19 protein-coding genes and 1 riboswitch are annotated in these 24,335 nt (G+C 63.8%); of the genes, 12 read left to right on the forward strand and 7 right to left on the reverse strand.

All coding sequences use genetic code 11. From position 1 onward, the window contains the following. Positions 1 to 65: 65 nt before the first annotated feature. Together BLR77_RS07170 and waaA are read left to right on the forward strand one after the other, a co-directional pair. Positions 66 to 953: a LysR family transcriptional regulator gene (locus tag BLR77_RS07170; RefSeq protein WP_074676283.1), complete on the forward strand. Its 888-nt coding sequence runs from the start codon at positions 66 to 68 to the stop codon at positions 951 to 953. 187 nt (positions 954 to 1,140) lie between these two features. After that, positions 1,141 to 2,406 (forward strand): lipid IV(A) 3-deoxy-D-manno-octulosonic acid transferase, encoded by a 1,266-nt coding sequence (gene waaA, locus BLR77_RS07175; protein ID WP_074676285.1) that lies wholly within the window; start codon positions 1,141 to 1,143, stop codon positions 2,404 to 2,406. A 225-nt stretch (positions 2,407 to 2,631) separates the two neighbouring features. Here waaA and BLR77_RS07180 read toward each other — a convergent pair whose 3' ends face one another. Continuing rightward, positions 2,632 to 4,074, reverse strand: coding sequence for a TolC family outer membrane protein (locus BLR77_RS07180; protein ID WP_074676287.1), 1,443 nt, complete (start codon positions 4,072 to 4,074; stop codon positions 2,632 to 2,634). Between the two features lie 223 nt (positions 4,075 to 4,297). Beyond that, positions 4,298 to 4,404: riboswitch (TPP riboswitch) on the forward strand. A gap of 97 nt (positions 4,405 to 4,501) precedes the next feature. Between BLR77_RS07180 and thiC the strand changes: the two genes are divergently transcribed. The 10 genes from thiC (at position 4,502) to BLR77_RS07230 (ending at position 15,939) form a co-directional block, all read left to right on the forward strand. Further along, positions 4,502 to 6,385: a phosphomethylpyrimidine synthase ThiC gene (thiC, locus tag BLR77_RS07185; RefSeq protein WP_074676288.1), complete on the forward strand. Its 1,884-nt coding sequence runs from the start codon at positions 4,502 to 4,504 to the stop codon at positions 6,383 to 6,385. 240 nt (positions 6,386 to 6,625) lie between these two features. Continuing rightward, positions 6,626 to 7,225, forward strand: a complete 600-nt coding sequence (locus BLR77_RS07190; RefSeq protein WP_074676290.1) for an NUDIX domain-containing protein — start codon at positions 6,626 to 6,628, stop codon at positions 7,223 to 7,225. Further along, entirely contained in the window at positions 7,216 to 7,668 is a 453-nt protein-coding gene (locus BLR77_RS07195; RefSeq protein WP_074676293.1) for a DUF1249 domain-containing protein, read from the forward strand. Before BLR77_RS07190 ends, BLR77_RS07195 begins: the two co-directional genes overlap by 10 nt. Before the next feature lie 212 nt (positions 7,669 to 7,880). Continuing rightward, a complete protein-coding gene (gene cpdA / locus BLR77_RS07200; protein WP_074676295.1) occupies positions 7,881 to 8,696 on the forward strand; it encodes a 3',5'-cyclic-AMP phosphodiesterase in 816 nt (271 codons plus the stop codon). 61 nt (positions 8,697 to 8,757) lie between these two features. Continuing rightward, entirely contained in the window at positions 8,758 to 9,369 is a 612-nt protein-coding gene (locus tag BLR77_RS07205; protein WP_074676297.1) for a YqiA/YcfP family alpha/beta fold hydrolase, read from the forward strand. A 15-nt stretch (positions 9,370 to 9,384) separates the two neighbouring features. Next, positions 9,385 to 11,283 carry a DNA topoisomerase IV subunit B gene (gene parE / locus BLR77_RS07210; RefSeq protein ID WP_074676299.1) on the forward strand — a complete coding sequence of 633 codons (1,899 nt, stop codon included), beginning with the start codon at positions 9,385 to 9,387 and terminating at the stop codon, positions 11,281 to 11,283. Beyond that, positions 11,283 to 12,266, forward strand: a complete 984-nt coding sequence (locus BLR77_RS07215; protein ID WP_074676301.1) for an esterase-like activity of phytase family protein — start codon at positions 11,283 to 11,285, stop codon at positions 12,264 to 12,266. Before parE ends, BLR77_RS07215 begins: the two co-directional genes overlap by 1 nt. 35 nt (positions 12,267 to 12,301) lie before the next feature. After that, positions 12,302 to 12,787 (forward strand): retropepsin-like aspartic protease family protein, encoded by a 486-nt coding sequence (locus BLR77_RS07220; protein ID WP_394328044.1) that lies wholly within the window; start codon positions 12,302 to 12,304, stop codon positions 12,785 to 12,787. A 7-nt stretch (positions 12,788 to 12,794) separates the two neighbouring features. After that, complete coding sequence (gene parC / locus BLR77_RS07225; protein WP_074676305.1) at positions 12,795 to 15,044, forward strand: DNA topoisomerase IV subunit A; 2,250 nt, start codon at positions 12,795 to 12,797, stop codon at positions 15,042 to 15,044. A gap of 172 nt (positions 15,045 to 15,216) precedes the next feature. Then, a complete protein-coding gene (locus BLR77_RS07230) occupies positions 15,217 to 15,939 on the forward strand; it encodes a PqiC family protein (RefSeq protein WP_074676306.1) in 723 nt (240 codons plus the stop codon). 64 nt (positions 15,940 to 16,003) lie between these two features. Here BLR77_RS07230 and BLR77_RS07235 read toward each other — a convergent pair whose 3' ends face one another. The 6 genes from BLR77_RS07235 to msbA form a co-directional block, all read right to left on the reverse strand. Further along, positions 16,004 to 17,215: an acyl-CoA dehydrogenase family protein gene (locus BLR77_RS07235; protein WP_074676308.1), complete on the reverse strand. Its 1,212-nt coding sequence runs from the start codon at positions 17,213 to 17,215 to the stop codon at positions 16,004 to 16,006. A 10-nt stretch (positions 17,216 to 17,225) separates the two neighbouring features. Further along, positions 17,226 to 18,497 carry an acyl-CoA dehydrogenase family protein gene (locus BLR77_RS07240; protein ID WP_074676800.1) on the reverse strand — a complete coding sequence of 424 codons (1,272 nt, stop codon included), beginning with the start codon at positions 18,495 to 18,497 and terminating at the stop codon, positions 17,226 to 17,228. A 163-nt stretch (positions 18,498 to 18,660) separates the two neighbouring features. Next, positions 18,661 to 20,082, reverse strand: a complete 1,422-nt coding sequence (gene hldE / locus BLR77_RS07245; RefSeq protein ID WP_074676310.1) for a bifunctional D-glycero-beta-D-manno-heptose-7-phosphate kinase/D-glycero-beta-D-manno-heptose 1-phosphate adenylyltransferase HldE — start codon at positions 20,080 to 20,082, stop codon at positions 18,661 to 18,663. Between the two features lie 61 nt (positions 20,083 to 20,143). After that, a complete protein-coding gene (locus tag BLR77_RS07250; protein ID WP_074676312.1) occupies positions 20,144 to 21,526 on the reverse strand; it encodes a PIG-L deacetylase family protein in 1,383 nt (460 codons plus the stop codon). A gap of 4 nt (positions 21,527 to 21,530) precedes the next feature. Continuing rightward, positions 21,531 to 22,427, reverse strand: a complete 897-nt coding sequence (locus BLR77_RS07255) for a GNAT family N-acetyltransferase (protein ID WP_074676314.1) — start codon at positions 22,425 to 22,427, stop codon at positions 21,531 to 21,533. Then, on the reverse strand, positions 22,427 to 24,256 hold the full coding sequence (gene msbA / locus BLR77_RS07260; RefSeq protein ID WP_074676315.1) for a lipid A export permease/ATP-binding protein MsbA: 1,830 nt from the start codon (positions 24,254 to 24,256) through the stop codon (positions 22,427 to 22,429). Before msbA ends, BLR77_RS07255 begins: the two co-directional genes overlap by 1 nt. Between the last annotated feature and the right edge of the window lie 79 nt (positions 24,257 to 24,335).

A 24,335-nucleotide genomic window follows, 5' to 3' on the forward strand; every position in this document is an offset into this window, starting at 1 on the left:
ACAATTCTAAGTTCTTTCATGATGGGCTAAAGTCATTACCTATCTGCTTTTGAGATAGGTCAGCCATGAACTGGAATCTCGATCAGCTCCAGCTGTTCGTCCACACCGCCGAGAGCCGATCCTTTTCCGCTGCGGCTCGGCAAACCGGACGCGCGCAATCGGCGGTCAGCACCGCCATCGCCCTGCTGGAAAGCGATCTCGGCGTCACCCTCTTCGAACGCAGCAGCGGTCGCCAGCCACAGCTGACCGAGGCAGGAGCGGCGCTGCTGGAGCAGGCCCGCAGCGTGTTGCAGCAGTGCGAGCGCCTGGATGGCCGCGCGCTGGGCCTGGCACGTGGCGAGGAAGCGCGCCTGCGTCTGGCGCAGGACGAAGCCATGCCCTACCAACCGGTGCTGGCCAGCCTAGAAGCGCTGGCCAATGCCTTCCCCCTGCTCGAAGTCCAGCTCTCCAGCGGCGCCCAGGGCGACGTGGCGCGCAAGCTGCTGCAGCACCAGGCCGACCTGGGCCTGCTGTTTCATCACGAGCAGATGCCAAGGGCGCTGGAAAGCCAACGCCTGGGCACCATCGAGATGGTCACGGTATGCAGCCCGCAACACCCGCTGGCAGAGCTCGACAGCGTGGAACGTCGCGACCTCGCCGAACATCGCCAGCTGCTGATGACGCCGCAGGACAGCCACTACCCCGGCGGCGAACAGATCAGTCCGCTGGTGTGGCGCGCTGACAGTTTCTACGTGATGGCCGAGCTGGTAATACGCGGCGTTGGCTGGGCCTGGCTGCCGCGCCATGTGGCGCAGTACCCGACCTACCTGGGTCACCTGCAGGAGCTGCGCAGCGACTGGGCGCCGTTGCCACTGGTGGTGGAGCTGGTCTGCCGTCGCGACGGCGCGCTCGGCCCCGCTGCCAACTGGCTGGCCGACTGCCTGGCGCGCGAACTGCTGCGTCCACAGGCATGATCACGCTTCCAGAGGATGACCGGCGGCGCTAGCAGGCCGTTGAAAAACGTAGGCGAGGCAGCCAATGCAAGGCAAAAACAGGCGAAAAAGCGGAGTTTACGAGCTGTAAATGAGCATTTTGAGCCTGTTTTTAACGCAGCAGTGGCAACGCAGATAGTTTTTCAACAGCCTGCTAAGCTGCGCCCCCATGAACAGACCCCTCTACACCCTGCTGCTGCACCTGGCCCTGCCCCTGATCGCCCTGCGCCTGGCGCTGCGCGCGCGCAAGGCGCCGGCTTACGCGCGGCGTATCAACGAACGTTTCTCCCTTGGCCTGCCAGCAATGAAACCGGGCGGCATCTGGGTACACGCGGTATCGGTCGGTGAAAGCATTGCCGCCGCGCCGATGATTCGTGCGCTGCAGGTACGCTACCCTGACCTGCCGATCACCGTGACCTGCATGACGCCGACCGGCTCCGAACGCATCCAGGCACTGTTCGGTGAAAGCGTGCAGCACTGCTACCTGCCCTACGATCTGCCCTGGGCAGCCGCGCGCTTTCTCGATCGCGCGCAGCCCCGTCTGGCCGTGGTGATGGAAACCGAATTGTGGCCTAACCATATCCATCAGTGCGCCAGGCGCGGTATCCCGGTGGCCTTGGCCAATGCGCGCCTGTCCGAGCGCTCGGCACGCGGCTACGCACGTTTTCGCAAACTCACCGCACCGATGCTCGCCGAACTGTCGCTGATCGCCGTGCAGACCCAGACCGAGGCGCAGCGTTTTCTCGACCTGGGCGCTCGCCCTGCCGGCGTGGAGGTGACCGGTTCGATCAAGTTCGACCTGAAGATCGATGCCGAACTGCTGCAACGCGCAGATGCGCTGCGCCAGCAATGGCAGGCAACGACTCGACCTGTCTGGATTGCTGCCAGCACCCATGCCGGTGAAGACGAAATCATCCTCGCGGCCCATCGCCACTTGCTTGGCAATCACCCGGATGCGCTGCTGATCCTGGTGCCGCGCCATCCCGAGCGGTTCAACTCGGTGAATGAACTCTGCCTAAGTCAGGGTCTGACGACACGCAGGCGCTCCACGGGTGAAGCGGTGCAAGCCGGCGACCAGGTGCTGCTGGGCGACACCATGGGCGAGCTGCTGTTTCTCTACGCGCTGGCGGATATCGCCTTCGTCGGCGGCAGCCTGGTGGCCAACGGCGGCCACAACCTGCTGGAGCCAGCCGCACTGGGCAAGCCGGTACTGAGCGGTCCGCACCTGTTCAACTTCCTGGAAATCGCCGCGCAGTTGCGTGAAGCCGGCGCCCTGAGCGAGGTGGAAAACGCCGCGCAACTGGCGGACAGGGTTGCCGCATTGCTGGGCGAGCCTGGCGAGATGCAGCGCATGAGCGAGGCCGGCCTGAGCGTGCTCAAGGCCAATCAGGGCGCGCTGGAGCGTCTGCTGGAAGGTTTGCAGCGTCTTCTGTAGCCCGGATGCAATCCGGGGAAACGTCACGCCGCTTGATACTCCCCGGATTGCATCCGGGCTACTGACTGGAAGGGTTGCGCCGCCTGATTTAGCTCGGATCAAACACGGGTAGGGTGCGCCGTGCGCACCGCCAACCAGATCGGTGCGCGCAGCGCACCCTACGTGGTACATCACCGAAATGAAAAAGCCCGACGCGAGTCGGGCTTTTTGTTTGCTGCAAAGGGTTCAGAAATCCGGATTACCTTGCAGGCGCGACTCGGCGGCCGAAGCCAGATCCGGCGGCAGGAAGTCCTTGTCCGGGTTGTAGTCCGGTTTGAGGAAGCTGCCCAGCGCTTCCAGGTCAGCCGGGCTGAGGGTGCCGGCCGCCTGCTTCAAGCGCAGGTTGTTGAGGATGTAGTCGTAACGCGCGTCGTTGTAATTACGCACGGCGCTGTACAGCTGACGCTGGGCATCGAGCACGTCGACGATATTGCGGGTACCGACCTGATAACCGATCTCCGTAGCCTCCAGAGCGCTCTGGTTGGAGATGATCGACTGGCGGCGCGCTTGTACGGTTTCCACGTCGGTGTTCACCGCGCGGAACAGGTTGCGCGTGTTCTGCACCACCTGGCGGCGCAGGCTCTCACGCAGTTGCTCGGTCTGCCCCAGGCGCTGATATGCCTCACGCACCTGCGAGCTGGTCAGACCGCCGCTGTACAGCGGGATGTTCAATTGCAAGCCGATGGAACGCTGCGACACGTCGCCGCTATAGCGCGGCGCACCAAAGGAGCCGGAATTGGTGAAGCCCAGACTGTCGTTGTCACCCTGCTGATAGCTGGCCACGGCATCCAGGGTCGGCGCATGGCCGGCCTTGCGCTGACGCAGATTCTCTTCGGCGGCCGTCACGGCATACAGGCTGGCCTGCAGGTTGAGGTTCTGCGCTGCAGCGGTGTCGACCCAAGCCTTGGCATCGTTCGGCGTCGGCGCCAGCACCGGCAGGGTGTGAACGATCCCTTCGACGGCCAGATAGTCGCGGTTGGTCAGGGTCACCAGCGCTTCGAAGGCGTCATCCACCGCGCGCTCAGCGAGCAAGCGGTTGGCGCGGGCAGTATCGAACCCCGCCTGGGCCTCGAGCACATCGGTCTTGTCGGACAGACCGACGTCGAAACGTTCGTTGGCCTGATCCAGCTGACGCTTGAATGCCGCTTCCTCGGCCTTGGTCGAGGCCAGGGTGTCCTGGGCACGCAGCACGGCAAAGTAGGTCTCGGCGCTCTGCAGAATCAAATTCTGCTCAGTGGCAGACAACTCCAGCGAAGCCTGCTCGCTGGTAGCCTCGGCAGCCTGCAGCTGAAACCAGCGATCGGCACGGAACAGCGGCTGGCTGAGGTTGGCCTGATAGACCAGACCGCTGCGCGAGACGGTGGCGCTCGGCGAATCGACTTCGGTGCGCGTGTCCCCATAGTTGGCGCCTGCGGACAGGTTGGGTAGCAGTCCGGCACGGGCCTGCGGCACCACTTCGCGGCGCGCCTGATAATCGGCGCGCGCGGCGGCGATATCGGCATTGTTCTTCGCCGCTTCCTGATACACGGTGACCAGGTCGGTCTTGCTCGACAGCGGGGCCTCTTCGGCCTGAACCAGGCCCACCGAAGCGGCGGCCACGGCGATTGCCAGGGATAGTCTGCGCAACATGATGGATGTCGATCCTTGAATAGGCGGTAATCGGCAAGGCTACGGGTCGCCACAGTCGGGGGTCAAGCGCGCCATGGACGGCATCAGTCTAGCTGGCGGCAAGCTATGTTGCTCGTCGGGAACAATCCGCCATCAGCAGCGTGAGCAGTCGCTTTCCGACGCACGGGTCGCTATTTATTGACCACCGAGTTGGTTTTCTCCCACCAGCTTGTTTAGACTGCCCGAGTTCTTGTCGGGGTGCCCCAAATGCGGGGCTGAGATTGGCAGCTGCCGGATCCCGTTGAACCTGATCAGGTTAAGGCCTGCGTAGGGAACAAGATGTCCTCGCCAGCGTACCGGCGAGTCCTCTCGGCACCGCCCACGGTGTATCTCGCGCCCTTCGTCCGCTCAGGTTCCAACTCCGACATCTATCCCGGAGAGAGCCTTGATGAGCACACAACAACAAAAGAACCTGAGCGAAAGCGCCCAGGTCGACCAGCAGTCGGTACAGCCCTTCCCCCGTTCGCAGAAAGTCTACGTACAAGGCTCGCGCCCGGATATCCGCGTGCCGATGCGTGAAATCAGCCTGGACGTCACCCCGACTGACTTCGGCGGCGAGATCAACGCCCCGGTCACCGTCTACGACACCTCCGGCCCCTACACCGACCCGAACGTCACCATCGACGTGCGCAAAGGCCTGGCCGACGTGCGCAGCGCCTGGATCGAGGATCGCGGTGACACCGAGAAGCTGCCAGGCCTGTCGTCCGAGTTCGGCCAGCGCCGCCTCGCCGACGAAGAGCTGACCAAGATGCGCTTCGCCCACGTGCGCAACCCGCGCCGGGCCAAGGCCGGGCATAACGTCAGCCAGATGCACTATGCCAAGAAAGGCATCATCACGCCGGAGATGGAATACGTCGCCATCCGCGAAAACATGAAGCTGGCCGAAGCGCGTGAAGCCGGCCTGCTCAATGAACAACACGCTGGCCACAGCTTCGGCGCTGCCATTCCGAAAGAGATCACCCCCGAGTTCGTGCGCAGCGAAGTCGCCCGCGGCCGCGCCATCATCCCGGCCAACATCAACCACGTTGAGCTGGAGCCGATGATCATCGGCCGCAACTTCCTGGTGAAGATCAACGGCAATATCGGCAACAGTGCACTGGGCTCTTCCATCGAAGAAGAAGTGGCCAAGCTGACCTGGGGCATCCGCTGGGGCTCGGACACGGTGATGGACCTGTCCACCGGCAAGCACATCCACGAAACCCGCGAGTGGATCATCCGCAACTCGCCGGTACCGATCGGCACCGTACCGATCTACCAGGCCTTGGAAAAGGTCGGCGGCATCGCCGAGGACCTGACCTGGGAGCTGTTCCGTGACACCCTGATCGAACAGGCCGAACAGGGCGTGGACTACTTCACCATCCACGCCGGCGTGTTGCTGCGCTACGTGCCGCTGACCGCCAAGCGCGTCACTGGCATCGTTTCGCGCGGCGGCTCGATCATGGCCAAGTGGTGCCTGGCGCACCACAAGGAAAACTTCCTCTACACCCATTTCGAAGACATCTGCGAAATCATGAAGGCCTACGACGTCAGCTTCTCGCTGGGCGACGGCCTGCGTCCGGGCTCGATTGCCGACGCCAACGACGAAGCGCAGTTCGGTGAACTGGAAACCCTTGGCGAGCTGACCAAGATCGCCTGGAAGCACGACGTGCAGTGCATGATCGAAGGCCCCGGCCACGTGCCGATGCAACTGATCAAGGAGAACATGGACAAGCAGCTGGAATGCTGCGACGAGGCGCCGTTCTACACCCTCGGCCCGCTGACCACCGACATAGCCCCGGGTTACGACCACATCACCAGCGGCATCGGCGCGGCGATGATCGGCTGGTTCGGTTGCGCCATGCTCTGCTACGTCACGCCCAAGGAGCACCTCGGCCTGCCGAACAAGGATGACGTCAAGACCGGCATCATCACCTACAAGATCGCCGCGCATGCCGCCGACCTGGCCAAAGGTCATCCGGGCGCGCAGATCCGCGACAACGCATTGAGCAAGGCGCGCTTCGAATTCCGCTGGGAGGACCAGTTCAACCTGGGTCTGGACCCGGACACCGCGCGCGCCTATCACGACGAGACGCTGCCGAAGGATTCGGCCAAGGTGGCGCACTTCTGCTCCATGTGCGGGCCGAAGTTCTGCTCGATGAAGATCACCCAGGAAGTGCGCGAGTACGCCAAGGAGCAGCGCATCGACGCCGTCGATCTGGATGCCGAACAGGGCATGCAGGCCAAGGCCGAGGAATTCAAGGCGCAAGGCAGCCAGCTCTACCAACGCGTGTAACAGACCGTCATGGAAGCTTGATCTGGCAGCGCTATGCTCGCTAGTGTGACAGGTAACGGGCCGCATCAGACCGTGTGAAAACGTAGCGAGCGAAGGTCAGGCAAGGCAAAAAACGGCGAAAAGGCGCAGTTTACGAGCTGTAAATGAGCACTTTGAGCCGTTTTTTAACGCAGCATGAGCGAGCGCAGTAGTTTTCACACAGTCTGAGCTTGGCCCGTTACGACTATCTGGGGAGTTTCTATGGGCAAAGACGACATCGACATCATCGAGCGCGAGAACTGCTTTCGCGGTTTTTATCGCCTCGACCGGATCAAGCTGCGCCATCGCCAGTTCGCCGGCAACATGGGCCCGCAGCTGACCCGTGAGCTGTTCGTGCGTCACGATGCCGTGTGCGTGCTGCCATACGATCCGCAGCGCGACGAAGTGGTGCTGATCGAGCAGTTCCGCGTCGGCGCCATGGACAAGAGCACCAACCCCTGGCTGCTGGAGCTGGTCGCAGGGCTGATCGACAAGGACGAGGAGCCCGAGGAGGTCGCCCGTCGCGAGGCCATCGAGGAGGCCGACCTGCCCCTGACTTCGCTATGGCCAATCACCCAGTACTATCCTTCGCCCGGCGGCTCGGACGAACGCGTGCATCTGTTCGTCGGTCGCTGCAGCAGCGAAGGTGCCGGTGGCGTGCATGGCCTGCCCGAGGAAGGCGAGGACATCCGGGTACAGGTGATGCCACTGGAGGATGCGCTGGCCGCCGTGCGCGACGGGCGTATCGACAACGCCGCCAGCATCATCGCCCTGCAATGGCTGGCGCTGAACCGCGAGGAAGTGCGAGGAATGTGGTCGTGAACCTGCTGCGCGAGCGCTATCGGGTCGACCTGGTCGAGCTGCAAGCGGCTTGCGAGGCCAACTATGCACGCCTGATGCGCCTGCTGCCGCACATGCGCGAGCACACGGGAAGCCGCCGCGTCGCCCTGAGCCAGGGCGAACACTTGCTCGGCGTCCTGGCGCTGGACGTGCTGGAAAGCTGCCCCTACACCACCACACTGTGCGTGCGTCAGGAACACAGCCTGCCCTGGCTACCGGTGCCGCAGTTGCAAGTGCGGGTCTATCACGACGCACGTATGGCCGAGGTGGTCGGCGCCGAGAACGCGCGCCGCCTGCATATCCGTTACCCCTACCCCAACGCGGCGATGCATCAACCGGACGAAAAGAGTCAGCTCAACCTGTTCCTCGGCGAATGGCTGAGCCATTGCCTGGCCTGCGGGCACGAGCCACAGCCGGTGATGTAGGACGTCGTCGCCAACCGCCGATCAAGCTTTTCAGCGCATGGCCGATAGCGCGGCGTTGTAGTGTTTAGGCGGTCAGCCCAGCCTGAAGTCCGTCGCGAATGATGGCAAAAAGCGCTTCTGGCGTTTTTTCTGTGATCTGCGTCCGCTTCCCGGGTTTTCCCTTTGCTGCAGCAACCACCATAATTCACTCGATTGTGCCCTAGGAGACGGTCTTGCCGAGCCTGCCCACCCCATCCACTGATTCCTCGGTACTGCTGGTGCAGTTGTCCGACAGCCATCTGTTCGCTGAAGCGGACGGCAAGCTGCTGGGCATGGATACTTGCGACAGCCTGCAGCGGGTGATCGAACGGGTTCTGCAGGAACAGCCGCAGATCGACCTGACCCTGGCCACAGGCGATCTTTCGCAGGACGGCAGCGAGATGTCGTATCAGCGCTTTCGCCAACTCACTTCAGCCATCGATGCGCCGACCCGTTGGCTGGCCGGCAACCATGATGAAATCCCCCCCATGCAGGCCGCCTGCCAAGGCAGCGAGCTGCTGGAACCGGTAATCGACCTTGGCGCCTGGCGCATCGTCATGCTCGACTCCTCGATCCCCGGTGCGGTGCCAGGTTTTCTTGCTGACAGTCAACTCGAGCTGCTCGAACACGCCCTTGGCGAAGCACCACAGCGCCATCACCTGATCTGCCTGCACCATCATCCGGTCTCCATCGGCTGCAAGTGGATGGAGCCCATCGGCCTGCGCAACCCCGACGCCCTGTTCGCCGTGCTCGACCGCTACCCGCAGGCGCGCGCCGTGCTCTGGGGGCATATCCACCAGGAGTTCGACCAGCAGCGCGGTAATCTGCGCCTGCTCGCCTCGCCTTCGACCTGCGTGCAGTTCGCGCCGGGCAGCCAGGAGTTTCAGGTGGGCAGCGAAGCCCCCGGCTACCGTTGGCTGCGCCTGCATGCCGACGGCAGACTGGACACCGGTGTATCGCGCGTTACCGGCATCCATTTCGAAGTGGACTACAGCGTCAAGGGTTACTGACATACCCCCAATCAGCTTGAAGCTTGCAGCTTGAGGCCCCGGACGAGTAGCCTCCCGCTCCATGACCGCATCCATCCTCTATATACACGGCCTGAACAGCTCGCCGACCTCGCACAAGGCCAGCCAGTTGAGCCGCGCCATGACCCATCTGGGCCTGGAAAACCAGCTGCGCGTACCGGCCCTGCATCATCATCCACGCCAGGCCATCGCGCAGTTGCAGGCGCTGATCAGCGAACTCGGCGCCCCCGTACTGGTTGGCAGTTCCCTGGGCGGCTATTACGCCACTTACCTGGCCGAACAGCATGGGCTCAAGGCGCTGCTGATCAACCCGGCCGTGCAGCCGCACCTGCGTTTCGACGGCTACCTGGGCCCGCAGAAGAATTACTACAGCGACGAGACCTGGGACCTCACCGAGGATCACGTCCACGCCCTGGCCGAACTCGACGTTGCAGCGCCGAGCGACCCGGCGCGTTACCAGATCTGGCTGCAAACCGGCGACGAAACCCTCGACTACCGTGACGCCGAGCGTTACTACCGTGCCTGCGCCCTGCGCATCCAGGCCGGTGGCGATCATGGATTCCAGGGCTTCGCCGAACGCCTGCCGACACTCTTCGCTTTTGCCGGCATCAACGCCACACTTTGGCGCGATACCGACTTTTCCGCATTCAATTGACGACCAAGAGACCCTATGGCCCAGCAGAACGCCTATAACGCAGACGCCATCGAAGTCCTTTCCGGCCTCGACCCGGTGCGCAAGCGCCCGGGCATGTACACCGACACCACGCGCCCCAACCACCTGGCCCAGGAAGTCATCGACAACAGCGTCGACGAAGCCCTGGCCGGCCACGCCAAGTCGATCCAGGTGATCCTCCACGAGGACAACTCGCTGGAAGTGCTCGACGACGGCCGTGGCATGCCGGTGGACATCCACCCGGAAGAAGGCGTGCCGGGCGTCGAGCTGATCCTCACCAAGCTGCATGCCGGCGGCAAGTTCAGCAACAAGAACTACCAGTTCTCCGGTGGTCTGCATGGCGTCGGCATCAGCGTGGTCAACGCCCTGTCGACCCGTGTGGTGGTTACCGTCAAGCGTGACGGCAACGAATACCAGATGAGCTTCGCCGATGGCTTCAAGGCCAGCGAGCTGGAAGTCATCGGTTCGGTCGGCAAGCGCAACACCGGCACCAGCGTGCATTTCTGGCCGGACGCCAAGTACTTCGACTCCTTCAAGTTCTCCATCAGCCGCCTCAAGCACGTGCTCAAGGCCAAGGCCGTACTCTGCCCAGGCCTGAACGTCAGCTTCGAAGACAAGGCGTCGGGCGAGAAGGTCGAATGGCATTACGAGGACGGCCTGCGCTCCTACCTGGTCGATGCCGTCAGCGAGTTCGAGCGCCTGCCGGCCGAGCCCTTCGTCGGTAGCCTGGCCGGCAACAAAGAGGCGGTGGACTGGGCTCTGCTGTGGCTGCCCGAAGGCGGCGACGCGGTGCAGGAAAGCTACGTCAACCTGATCCCCACCGCGCAGGGCGGCACGCATGTCAACGGCCTGCGCCAGGGCCTGCTCGATGCCATGCGCGAGTTCTGCGAGTTCCGCAACCTGCTGCCGCGTGGCGTGAAACTCGCCCCGGAAGACGTCTGGGAGCGGATTGCCTTCGTCCTCTCGATGAAGATGCAGGATGCGCAGTTCTCCGGCCAGACCAAGGAGCGCCTGTCCTCGCGCGAAGCCGCCGCCTTCGTCTCCGGCGTCGTCAAGGACGCCTTTAGCCTGTGGCTCAACGCCCACCCGGAAACCGGCCTGGCATTGGCTGAGCTGGCCATCAGCAACGCTGGCCGTCGCCTCAAGGCCGGCAAGAAAGTCGAGCGCAAGAAGATCACCCAGGGCCCGGCGCTGCCCGGCAAGCTGGCCGACTGTGCGGGGCAGAATCCGCTGCGTTGCGAGCTGTTCCTGGTCGAGGGTGACTCGGCCGGCGGCAGTGCCAAGCAGGCGCGCGACAAGGAGTTCCAGGCCATCATGCCGCTGCGCGGCAAGATCCTGAACACCTGGGAAGTGGACGGCAGCGAAGTGCTGGCTTCGCAGGAAGTGCACGATATCGCCGTGGCCATCGGCATCGATCCAGGCTCGAGCGACCTGAGCCAGCTGCGCTACGGCAAGATCTGCATCCTCGCCGACGCCGACTCCGACGGCCTGCACATCGCCACCCTGCTCTGCGCCCTGTTCGTCCGTCACTTCCGCCCGCTGGTGGATGCCGGTCACGTCTACGTGGCCATGCCGCCGCTGTACCGCATCGACCTGGGCAAGGAAATCTTCTACGCCCTGGACGACGCCGAGCGCGATGGCATCCTCGACCGCCTGGTGGCCGAGAAACGCCGTGGCAAGCCACAGGTCACCCGCTTCAAAGGCCTCGGCGAGATGAACCCGCCGCAACTGCGCGAAACCACCATGGACCCCAACACCCGGCGCCTGGTGCAACTGACCCTGGATGATTTCGAAGGCACCCGTGAAGTGATGGACATGCTGCTGGCGAAAAAACGCGCCGGTGATCGCAAGAGCTGGCTGGAAAGCAAGGGCAACCTGGCCGAGGTATTGGCCTGATGCGCAATCACCTCCTTGCACTCGGTCTGTTGGCTGGCGTCGCGAACGCCGAGCCAGTGGTGCTGGAAGAACTGAAGTTGCAGGCTGAATACCCGGTGACGGAAATGCCGGGCGGCAACCTGTCCGGCCTGGCCCTGTGCGGCGAAACGCTGTGGGCGGTTTCCGACCGTGACGACGACCGCCTCTATCAACTGCATCGCGAAGAAGGCCTGCTGCGCGCCGAAGCAGAAACCTTCGTCGCCCCCGAACCACCCGAGAGCGCCCTGCCCTGGGGCCTGCGCATGCGCAACTGGGCGGCCGGCCTGGTACGCGGTGGCGCACTGGATTTCGAGGGCCTGGCGTGCGATGCACAAGGCAACCGTTACCTGGTCAGCGAAACCCGCGCCGCCGTGCTGCAGGTGAGTAGCAACGGTAACGCACAGTGGCTAAACCTGCCCAGCGGGCTGGTGCGCCAGGCTCGCGCCAGCGGCATGCTGCTGCACTTCAACCAGGGCTTCGAAGGCATCGCCATCGATCCGTCCGGTGATCGCCTGTGGCTGGCTGCCGAGCAGCGCCGTCGCGGCCTCACCGTATTGCATCGTCGCGGCAGCAGCTGGCGTTGTACCGGCGGCTGCGTGCTGACCAGCGAAAGCGGTGAAGAAGCCTCGCCCGAAGCGCTCGGCGGCCATATGGCACCACGCGACTTCTCCGGCCTGGCCTATTTCGGTGAGAAACTCTTCACCCTGGAGCGTCAGGCTCACCGTATCTGCCGGCGCACGCTGAGCGACGGCGTGGTGGAGATGTGCTGGTCGTTCGCCAGCGACGCCCTGAGCGAACCACGCCGCTACACGCCGAGCTACGGCATGGCCGAGGCGCTGTGGATCGACAAGGACGGCGCCTGGATCGGCGTCGACAATGGTAGTCAGACCCGCGTCGATGGCGAAGATCGCCCCATTGTCTGGCGTTTCACCGCGCCCAAGGGCGGCTGGAGCCGGCGTCCGTGAGTGAACAGACGCCGGGCCGTCGTGCCGGACGAGTGATGCTGATACTCGCCTGGGGCGCCGGTCTGCTGCTGGCCACGCACTTCTTCGGCAACTGGGAGGATCGCCAGCGCAACCCGAACCAGACGCCGCAGTCGGTGCATGGCGATGGTTTCGTCGAGGTGAGCCTGGCCAGCAGTCGTCAGGGGCACTACCTGGTCAATGGCCAGATCGATGGGCATGACGTGACCTTTCTGCTCGACACCGGCGCCACCCAGGTGGCGATACCCAGCGCGGTGGCCGAGCGTCTTGGCCTGCAACGCGGCGCCCCGATCATCATCAGCACTGCCAACGGCCGTGCTACCGGGCATCGCACCCGCCTGGACAGCCTGCGTCTGGGCGATATCGAACTGCGTGACGTCGCCGCACTGATCGCCCCTGGCATGGACGGCGACGAAGTGCTGCTGGGCATGAGCGCCCTGAAACAACTCGAATTCAGTCAGAAGGGCGGCACCCTGGTGCTGCGCCAATCAACCTTGCAATGAGGCCCGCATGAGCGAATCCCTCGATTTGAGCCTGGAAGGCGTTGAACGCCGGTCACTCGCCGACTTCACCGAGCAGGCCTATCTCAACTACTCCATGTACGTGATCATGGACCGCGCCCTGCCGCATATCGGCGACGGCCTGAAACCCGTGCAACGGCGCATCATCTACGCCATGAGCGAACTGGGCCTGGACGCCGACTCCAAGCACAAGAAGTCCGCGCGTACCGTCGGTGACGTGCTCGGCAAGTTCCACCCGCACGGCGACAGCGCCTGTTACGAAGCCATGGTGCTGATGGCGCAGCCGTTCAGCTATCGCTACACCCTGGTCGACGGCCAGGGCAACTGGGGTGCGCCGGACGATCCCAAGTCCTTCGCCGCCATGCGTTACACCGAGGCGCGCCTGTCGCGCTATTCGGAGGTGCTGCTGAGCGAACTCGGCCAGGGCACCGTCGACTGGGTGCCCAACTTCGACGGCACCATGAACGAGCCGGCGACGCTGCCGGCGCGCCTGCCCAACCTGCTGCTCAACGGCACCACCGGCATCGCCGTGGGCATGGCCACCGACGTGCCGCCGCACAACCTGCGCGAAGTCGCGGCGGCCTGCGTGCGTCTGCTGGACGAGCCCAGCGCCACGGTCGAGCAGCTTTGCGAGCATATCCAGGGCCCGGACTTCCCCACCGAAGCCGAGGTCATCACGCCCAAGGCCGATCTGCTGAAGATCTACGAGACCGGCCGCGGCTCGGTGCGCATGCGCGCCGTCTATCGCATCGAGGACGGCGACATCGTCGTCACTGCACTGCCGCACCAGGTTTCCGGGGCCAAGGTACTGGAGCAGATCGCCGCGCAGATGCAGGCCAAGAAGCTGCCGATGGTCGCCGACCTGCGTGACGAATCCGACCACGAGAACCCGACCCGCATCGTCATCATCCCGCGCTCCAACCGCGTCGATGCCGACGAACTGATGACCCACCTGTTCGCCACCACCGATCTGGAGTCCAGCTACCGGGTCAATACCAACGTCATCGGTCTCGACGGCAAGCCGTCGGTCAAGGACCTGCGCACCCTGCTCAGCGAGTGGCTGGTATACCGCGTCGGCACCGTGCGCCGCCGCCTGCAGTTCCGCCTGGACAAGGTGGAACGTCGCCTGCACCTGTTGGAAGGCTTGCTGATCGCCTTCCTCAACCTCGACGAAGTCATTCGCATCATCCGCAGCGAGGACCAGCCCAAGCCGGTACTGATGGAGCGCTTCGGCCTGACCGATGTACAGGCCGACTACATCCTCGACACCCGCCTGCGTCAACTGGCGCGCCTGGAAGAGATGAAGATCCGCGGCGAGCAGGACGAGCTGGCCAAGGAACGCGAGAAACTGCTGGCCCTGCTCGGCAGCGAAGCCAAGCTGAAGAAGCTGGTACGCAAGGAAATCATCGAGGACGCCGAGAAGTACGGCGATGACCGCCGCTCGCCGATCGTCGCCCGCGCCGAAGCCAAGGCCCTGTCGGAAACCGAGCTGATGCCGACCGAGCCGGTCACCGTGGTGCTCTCGGAAAAGGGCTGGGTGCGCTGCGCCAAGGGTCACGACATCGACGCCACCGGCCTGTCCTACAAGGCCGGCGACGGCTTCAAGGCAGCAGCGCCGGGCCGCTCGAACCAGTACGCGGTATTTATCGACTCCACCGGGCGCAGCTACTCGCTGGCCGCCCATTCGCTACCATCGGCCCGTGGCCAGGGCGAACCGCTGACCGGTCGCCTGACGCCACCACCGGGGGCGACCTTCGAATGCGTGATGCTGCCGGAAGACAGCGCCCTGTACGTCATCGCCTCCGACGCTGGCTACGGTTTCGTGGTCAAGGGCGAGGATCTGCAGGCCAAGAACAAGGCAGGCAAGGCGCTGCTGACCCTGCCCAACGGCGCCAAGGTGGTCGCACCGAAGCCCGTCGCCAATCTGGAAGACGGCTGGTTGGCCGCGGTGACGACCGAAGGTCGTCTGCTGCTGTTCAAGGTCACGGATCTGCCGCAACTGGGTAAAGGCAAGGGCAACAAGATCATCGGCATTCCCGGCGAGCGCGTAGCCTCGCGTGAGGAATATCTGACCGATCTGGCCGTGCTGCCCAGCGGCGCCAGTTTGGTTTTGCAGGCCGGGAAGCGTACCCTGACACTCAAAGCCGACGACCTCGAGCACTACAAGGGCGAGCGCGGCCGCCGCGGCAACAAGCTGCCGCGTGGCTTCCAGCGCGTCGACCAACTTCTGGTGGAATAGCGTCGGCAACACGCGCCGTTCTTCCGGGATATCCGCGCTACCAGCCAGCAGGCAAGACTGGAGTCGTAGCGCGGTTTGACGGATGATACGCGCCCCGGGTCATGCGCAAATGACCCCACAGCATGATATGGGAACGATGTGCAGCTGCCCCAGAAGCGGCTGCCTGGAATTAATGATGACTGTAGTACGCCCTGTGGCCCTGCTTATGACCGCGCTGCTCGTATTGAGCGGCTGCAGTCTGCTGCAGCAGAAGCCGGTGCCTCTTTACCAACTCGATAGCGGCAGCGCCGTGACGCCGACCCAGGACAACGGCGTGACCGTACTGGTCGGCCCAATCAGCGTGGCCGATTACCTGCGTCAGCAAAATCTGCTGCAACGTCAGGCTGATGGCAGCCTGGTGGCCGCGCATGATGCCCGCTGGGCCAGCGGCCTGGCCAACGACATCGACCAGCAGATGCTGCGCCAGCTGGCCTGGCGTCTGGATAGCCAGCGCCTGGTTCTAGCCCCGGCTGCACCTGGCTTCAGTGCCGATGCGCAGGTCATGCTGACCATCACCCGCCTGGATTCAGGCCCGACTCAACCGGCCGTGCTGGAAGCGCAGTGGCGCCTGCTCGATCGCCGCGGGCAACTGCGCGACAGCCGACTGATCCGTCTGGAAGAAGCGCATGGCGGCCCACTGGCCGAGCAGGTCAAGGCGCAGAGTATGTTGCTGCAACGCCTGGCCGCTGAACTGGCAGTGGCCATTCAGCCCATCGCTGCAGCCGAGCCGCCGCCCGAGCCGCCGCGCAAAAAGCCTCCGGTGGCCAAAGCCAAACCGCAGGACCCCGCTACTGCCGGGCCGAAAATCCCGGTGGCGGAACCGATCAAGATCGATACGGAAGTCTTCCGCTTCTAAGAAAAAGCCCGCAAATGCGGGCTTTTTGCTTACCGGGAGTGCGGAGCGCACAGGTTGGATTGACTTACTTCAGCTCGCTGGAACTCTTGCCCAGCAGGCGCCGAGCGACGATCAGCAACTGGATCTGCTGGGTGCCTTCGAAGATGTCGAGAATCTTCGAGTCGCGCGCCCATTTCTCCAGCAACTCGTCTTCGCCATAACCCAGGGCACCGGCCAGCTCCACACACTTGAGCGTCACCTCGCTGGCCACACGTCCGGCCTTGGCCTTGGCGATGGAGGCCTCTTTCGAATTGGGCAACTTGTTGTCAGCCATCCAGGCCGCCTTCAGCGTCAACAGGCGAGCAGCCTCCCATTCCGCCTCCAGGCGATACAGCGTGGCCTCGGCATGGGAAACGGTCAGCAGCGGCTTGGCATAACCAAAGCGCCCGCCCGCCTGGGTCAGCAGCTCGCGGGTACGCTCCAGGGCGGCCCGAGCCACGCCGACCGCCATCCCGGCAACCAGCGGCCGGGTGTTGTCGAAGGTTTCCATGACTCCGGCAAAGCCCTTCTGCACATCGATCTCGGCATTACCCAGCAAGTTTGCCGCCGGTACCCGGCAGTCACTGAAGCTGATCGAAGCCGTGTCCGAGGCCTTGATTCCCAGCTTCTTCTCCAGGCGGGTCACTGTCATGCCGGGAGTGCCCTTCTCCACCACGAAGGATTTGATCGCGGCCCGCCCAAGGCTCCTGTCCAGGCTGGCCCAGACCACCACCGAATCCGCCCGCTCACCGGAAGTGACGAAGATCTTTTCACCATTGAGGATGTAGTGGTCACCATCCTTGACTGCCGTGGCATGAATCGCAGCCGAATCAGAGCCACAGCCGGGCTCGGTGATGGCCATGGCGGCCCAGGTCCTGCCGAAGCGCGTCAGCTGTTCGTCATTGGCCACCGCCGCAATCGCCGCATTGCCCAGCCCCTGACGTGGCATGGCCAGCAGCAGGCCGACATCGCCCCAGCACAGCTCCATCACGCCAAGCAGCGCCGCCATGTTGCCGCCATTCCTGATGCCTTCCTGCTCTTCGCGCGCAGCCCCACGCTTGCTGGCCGAGCCGGCACCGACGGCATCGGGCGATCCTTCGTTCATACCGTCGAGAAGAGCGGCGAGCAGATCCAGCTCCTTGGGGTAGGCGTGCTCGGCCTTGTCGTACTTGCGCGAGATCGGCCGGAAATAATGCCTGGCCACTTGCTGCGCCTGCTGCTGCAGGCCGCGGAATTTCTTCGGGGTTTCCAGATTCATGGTTGCCTGCCTAGAGATGAAGGCCGCCGGCCAGAACGGCCAAGCTGCGCAGGTCGCGATACCAGCGCTCGACCGGGTGTTCCTGAGTAAAACCGTGGCCGCCCAGCAGTTGCACCGCATCGCTGCCGATTTTCATCGCCTTCTCCGCACAGAGCAGACGCGCCAAGTAAGCCTCTCGACGGAATGGCAGACCGGACTCGGCACGGGCACAGGCACGCCAGAGCAGCAGCCGCATGGCGTCCAGCTCGATGGCGATGTCGGCCACCATGAAGGCCACGCCCTGGCGATGGCTGATCGGCTCGCCGAAAGCTTGGCGCTCGTTGCAGTAAGTCGTCACGTAGTCCAGTGCCGCCTGCGCCGTACCCACGGCGAGGGCGCAGAATGCCAAGGCTGAGTAATCGAGAAAGGCCGGAAAATCGAAGCACTCGCCTGCCAGACGGCACTCGCCCGGTACCTTGACGCCTTTCAGTTGAATACGCGCCAACCCGCAGGCCTTGAGCCCCATGCCCGGCTCGGCACGACGACTGACGCCCTTGCTCGCCGCATCGACGATAAACAGTGCCGGGCCATCACCTGCCTGGGCGCTGACGATCAACCGACTGGCATCCAGACCGGCGATGACCAGCGCCTTCTCACCATCGAGCAGATAGTGCTTGCCGCGCTTGCGCGCCCGCGTCGCAGGCTGACCGGCATCGGTCAATACGCCTGGCTCGGTTACCGCCAAGGCGAAGGCCGGCGCGCCTTCCTCACTGACGAATGCCGGCAACCAGGCAGCCTGCTGCGCCACGCTCCCCCAGCGACGAATGCAATTGGCTGCAGACAGCGGCACCAACAATGCCGCGGCCAGGGAAAAATCGCCCTGCGCCAGGCTCTCGGCGATCAGCGCGTTGCTCAGCACGGTACGCGCCTCGGCGAGACCACCCTGCGCCTCAGCAACACCATAATGAGCCAGACCCAACTCATGCGCCTGATTGATCAGGGCTGCCGGTACGCGCGCCTGAGCATCGGCCTCATGTGCCGCCGGGCGCAAAACTTCCAGAGCGAAGCCCTGAAGCATTTCCACCAGCATCTGCTGTTCTTCAGTCAGTGACAGGTCGAACAGATCATCGGCCGCCGGGCGCGACTTGTTGCTGGCGCGGCCGGCAGCCAGGCGAAAACTGGCGCGGCTACCGCTGTAGACGAGTTTCTCGAAGGATTTGCGTACCTTGAGGCGGTCTGGCCAATCGGCCTGGGCCAGTTTGCTCAGTACGCTCAGGGCCTGGCCCTGCACATCGACGATCATGGCATCTCGCTCCGCATGGGGGATGCCGTCGATGATGCGCCACCATGTCATGGGCGCCTATGACCCTCAAGCCGCGAGACGGCGGCAATCGGGTCAAGACGAAACGATGGACATGCCGAAGATTGCGGCGCCAGCGCGGGACAAGGTGGGCGCCACGCTCGCCCTACTTGCTGCGAATCTTCTCGACGATGGCGGTGGTTGAACTGTTTTCCACCAGACCCAGCACACGCACTTCGCCGCCATATGCCTGGACGATATCGGCACCTACCACCTGCTCGATGCCGTAGTCACCGCCCTTGACCAGCACATCCGGCTGTACCTGTGCGAGCAGGCGCTCGGGGGTATCCTCACCAAAGCTCACCACCCAATCCACCGCGCCGAGACCGGCGAGCACCGCCATGCGCCGGTCGACTGCGTTGATCGGACGCCCCGGGCCTTTCAGGCGGCTGACCGAGGCATCATCGTTGATCGCCACGATCAGGCGGTCACCCTGCGCACGGGCCTGCTCCAGATAGGTCACGTGGCCGGCGTGAAGGATATCGAAGCAACCGTTGGTGAAAACGATCTTCTCACCATGGGCGCGGGCGTCCTCAATGGCGATCAGCAATTGATCCAGGCTCAGCACGCCACGCTCGGAACCCTCTTCACGCTGCACGGCGCGGCGCAGCTCGGGTGCACTGATGGCCGCAGTGCCCAACTTACCGACGACGATGCCGGCAGCCAGGTTGGCCAGGGCCACCGCCAGCGGCAACTCTTCGCCGGCAGCGATGGAAGCTGCAAGGGTGGAGATCACCGTATCGCCTGCGCCAGTGACGTCGAACACCTCGCGGGCACGTGCCGGCAGGTGCAGCGGTGCGTGCTCCGGGCGCAGCAGGGTCATGCCGTGTTCGCCGCGGGTCACCAGCAGGGCACCCAGCTCCAGTTCGTGCATCAGCGTGGCGCCCTTGCTGACCAACTCCGCCTCATCGGCACAACCGCCGACGATGAGTTCGAACTCGTGCAGATTGGGGGTGATCAGGCTGGCACCACGGTAGATGGAAAAGTCCTTGCCCTTGGGATCGGCCAGCACCGCAATCCCCTTCTTGCGCGCCGCCTGGATCAGCGCCTGGTGGTTCTGCAGGGCGCCCTTGCCGTAGTCCGACAGCACCAGCACCTTGACCCCATCGAGCAACGCATCGACCTCGCGCGCCAGGGCGACGGTGTCGGTATTGAACGGCTCCTCGAAGTCCATGCGCAGCAGTTGCTGGTGTCGGCTCATCACCCGCAGTTTGACGATCGTGGGCTGGTCGCCGAGACGCTGGAAGTGGCTTTCCACTCCGGCGCCACGCAGGCTGTCGCTGAGGCTTTTGGCCGCTTCGTCTTCACCAGTGACACCGACCAGCAAGGCGCGCGCACCAAGCGCGGCGATATTCAGGGCCACGTTGGCGGCGCCACCGGGACGATCCTCGATCTGGTCGACACGCACCACCGGTACCGGCGCCTCCGGGGAAATCCGCGAGGTGCCGCCATGCCAATAGCGATCGAGCATCACGTCGCCCACCACCAGAACGGCGGCTTGGTCATAGCGGGGCATGGTCAGTTTCATGGCAGCTCCAGAAGGGGAGAAAAACGGGAAAAATCATAGCATGGTGCATACGGCGCGCCGCTCAACGCAGGCGCACCCAGAACAGCTCATGGCGGCGCACGGCCTTGCGGAAGAATTCATCTTCGCCGGAGGCGGGCCAGCGGCGCCCAGCCAGCGCGTGCTGGATCAGCCGGCGCAGACGTTTTTTCAGCGGCAGCGAACCTTGCAGGTCGTGTTGCAGGCCCAGGGCCATGGCCTTGTCCAGTTGCCGCTCGGCATCCAGCGTCGGGCTCCACAGACGGTCGGCCGGCAGTGCAGTGATGGCTGGAGGCAGGGCAATACCGTTGCCCGCCGGGCCCATCGGCCAGCGGTCGTTGTCATGCAGGTGGTTGGCGTAGAGCAACAGGGTCTTCGGCTGCCAACTCGTGCGTTCGCAGGCCTCCAGTACAGCGCGTGTACTGGCGACATGGTCGTGATGCGGGTCGAGTTCCGGGTGCGGCGTTAGCAGCACTTCGGGACGGTAATGCTCGATCACGGCAGCCAAGTCGGCGACCAGGTTGTCCCAGGTCGGTTGACCATCGCTGTCGGCTGGCAGCGTCAACGGGTTGTGCTGGCGCACGCTGCGCACATCGCTCTCGCCCGACTCACGCGAGCCGAACGGCGTTTGCGGTTGCTCAGCCATGGCTGGCAGTTGCAGGCAGTAATAACCGAGCTGCACGCAACGCTCTTGAGCGACACCGCCCCAGAGCGGCGCAGCCAGGCTGTCCCAGGCGCGCAGACGGCCCTTGAGGCGAGCAGCAGCGGCCTCGTCCAGACCAAGTCGCTGGTAGGACTGCGCCTCGATCTCGCCCTGGGTCAGGGTGACGATGGCGACATCGGCCGCGCGGCTGTATTGGCCAAAGGCGGCCAGCTCAGCGTCATCGGCGTGCGGCGCGATGATCAGCAAGCGCTGCGCAGTGAAGTCGGGGTTGCGCATGGCATGCAGGCGCACCTCGCCGTCGATGCGGCAGAAGCGCGGCACGACTGCCAAACCGCCCGCCTGCATCCCGGAGAGATTGAGGTAGCGCCGTCCGGACACGCCACGTTCGAAATCCTGACGATCATTGCCGAGCAGCACATGGGGATCGAGCCAGCGCCCCAGCCAGGTCGCCGTCAGCCGCAGTTCGAGGAGCCGGGTGTCATAGCCTTCCAGATCGGCGTCGACATGCAGCACGCCCTGCTCAATGCGCACCGGTACGCTCAGGCAATCGCCCGGGAAGTCGTAGCGGTAATCGTCGCGCGGCGAATAGAACAGGTGATCGGCGAACCAGGCCTCGTGCACCACCCAGCCCAGAACCACCAGCAGAAGCGGCAGCCACCAGGCGACGAACACACCCACCAACAGCAGGGCCAGCAGGGCGACCAGCAGGGCGATACGCTTGTTACGCCGATGGCGCTTGAGCAGCTGTTGCTTGCGTCCGTTCATCGCTTCACACCTGATAGACCGGTACCCGGTTGCACCAGCGATCCTTGTATTCGCGGTCGGCCCGCCCGAAGGAGTAACGCAGCGGCTTGCCCAGCGCCCGCGCATGCTCCCATTCGCTTTGCGTGTTGACGAAACTGAGCACGCTACCGGGGCTGAAGTCGCGCTGCTGCGGATCGACCCCGCCGTTGATGTATTCCAGACTGACCCACTGTGGCGCTTCGACCCGATAGAGCACCTGGATCGCCACCGGTTCGTCGTTCAGATAGATCAGCGAGCCGGTCATGAACTCGCGCAGCCGGCTAAACACCTCGGCCAGATGTTCTTTTCCTGTGGCCTCGAAACCCCAGCGACGCTGGAACAGATCAGCGTAGATGCGCGCCTGTTCTTGCGCCGTCAGCTCCAGCATCGGCCGGATCACCCCGCCCGCCTCCTCCAGCAGACGCTGCTCGCGGCGCTGGTTGTAGCGAAATTTCTTGCTGTATTGCTCCGGCTCGCGAGCCAACGCCAGCCCTTCGGGCTGCTCGCGCAGCGAGGTGATCTGCGCCGCGTTGAGCTCGGAAACATAGCCCATGGAGTGCTGCACCTGCACGCGCGCATCCTGGGCAATAGGCAGAATGATCTCGGCATTACCCAGATCGAAGATGCCGCGCTGTCCCCGCTTCTTCAGCACATCCTTGGACAGCGCCAGGTGCCGGCCCCAGGTCGGCATCGCCGCCTTCAATTGGCCATCGACCCACCACCCCAGGTAGCGCACGGGAATGCCAGCCAGATCAGCCAGACGCGCCACCACGTCGGGATGGGTGGCGACGCTGCCACCGAAACGCGACCAGGCCTCGGCATAATCGGCGGCGCTAATCGGCGTCCAGCCGCGCTCACGCCAGAATTGCAGACGGCTAAGCATCAGGCGTCCTGCTCGACCGCAGCAGGCTGGCTGCCATCCTCGAACTGCTTGGCGTGCAGCCGCGCGTAGTAGCCGTTCTGCGCCAGCAGCTCGGCATGACCGCCGCGCTCGACGATCTGCCCCTGATCCATCACCAGAATCAGATCGGCCTTCTCGATGGTGGTCAGGCGGTGCGCGATCACCAAGGTGGTGCGACCCTGCATCACTTGGTCCAGCGCGGCCTGGATATGTCGCTCGGATTCGGTATCCAGTGCCGAAGTGGCCTCGTCGAGAATCAGCACAGGCGCATCCTTGAGCAGCGCGCGGGCGATAGCCAGGCGCTGACGCTGGCCGCCGGAGAGCAGCACGCCATTCTCACCGACCAGGGTGTCGTAGCCCTGCGGCATCTTCTCGATGAACTCGGCGGCATAAGCATCGCCCGCCGCCTGCTGAACGGCTTCGAGCGGTGCGCCGGCCAGATCGCCATAGGCAATGTTGTTGCGCACCGTGTCGTTGAACAGGGTGACGTGCTGGGTGACCAGGGCGATGTGCCGGCGCAGGTTGCGCAGGGTGTAATCCTCCACATCCACCCCGTCGAGCAGGATGCTGCCCTGCTCGTGGTGATAGAACCGCGGAATCAGGTTGGCCAGGGTCGACTTGCCGCTACCGGAACGCCCGACCAGCGCCACCATCTGCCCCGGTTCGGCAACGAAGGAAATATTGTTCAGAACAGGTTTATCCGAGCCGGGGTAGCTGAAGCTCAGCGCCTTTACTTCCAGTCGGCCGTTGATGCGCTCGCGCTCCTGGGTGCCGCGGTCGACCTCCGGCTCCTCGTCGAGCTGCTCGAAAATGCTCTCGGCACCCGCCACACCTTTCTGGATGGTCGAGCTGACCTCGGACAGTTGGCGAATCGGCTTGGGCAGCAGGCCCGCCAGCGTGATGTAAGCCACCAGATCCCCCGCCGAGGCATCGCCGCGCAGCCACAGGACAAGAAACATCAGCACGGCCATGGCACTGTAGATAACCAGTTGCAGCGAAGGCGTATAGACGGCGCCAGTGCGCACCATCTTCAGTTGCTTGTTCTTGTTCTCCTCACTGGCATCGAAGAAGCGCTGCTTCTCATAGTCTTCGCCACCAAAACTGCGCACCACACGGTAGCCCTGGATGCTTTCGGAGGTGACGTGGGTGACATCGCCCATGCTGCTCTGGATCTTTTTGCTCTGCTTACGGAATTTCTTGCTGGTACTGGTCACCATCAGACCGATGACAGGCAGGATCGCCACCATCACCAACGTCAGTTTCCAGTTCATCCACAACAGGGTGGCGAACAGAAAGATCACCGTCATACCCTCACGAACGACAACCTTGATCGCATCGGTAGCCGCACCGGTGACCATGGTCACGTTGTAGGTGATACGCGAGATCAGATGACCGGAGTTGTGGTTATCGAAGTAGCGGTTGGGTAGCGTCAGCAGGTTGTTGAACAGCGCGATGCGCAAGTCCTGTACCAGCCCCATAGAGACCTTGGCCAGGTAGTAGTTGCCAAGGAAAGAGCCAATACCCTGCCACAATGCGATCAGCACGATCAGCAATGGCACCGCCTGCAGCAGCTTCAGGTGCGCTAGCCAAGGCGCATGCTCCAACAGCCAGGGCACGCCCGCGAACAGACTGGCCTCGGGATTGGACAGTCCATCGACGAAATACTTGAGGATGTAGCCCAGCATCGGCTGAGTGGAGGCGAAGATCAGGAAGCCCAGAAGACTGATGGTGAAAAGGCCCCAGTAGGGAACCACGTAGCGCAGCAATCGCAGATACACCTTCATGCTGGATTGCTGGTTGGAATTGGCCATTCGGCTCGCCTCATGCACTGGCAGGATTAGCAAGGGGCGGATTGTAACAGTCCGGCACGCTTAAAAATCTAGGGCTTTG

It is taken from the genome of Ectopseudomonas alcaliphila, from assembly GCF_900101755.1.
Lineage (GTDB): Bacteria > Pseudomonadota > Gammaproteobacteria > Pseudomonadales > Pseudomonadaceae > Aquipseudomonas > Aquipseudomonas alcaliphila.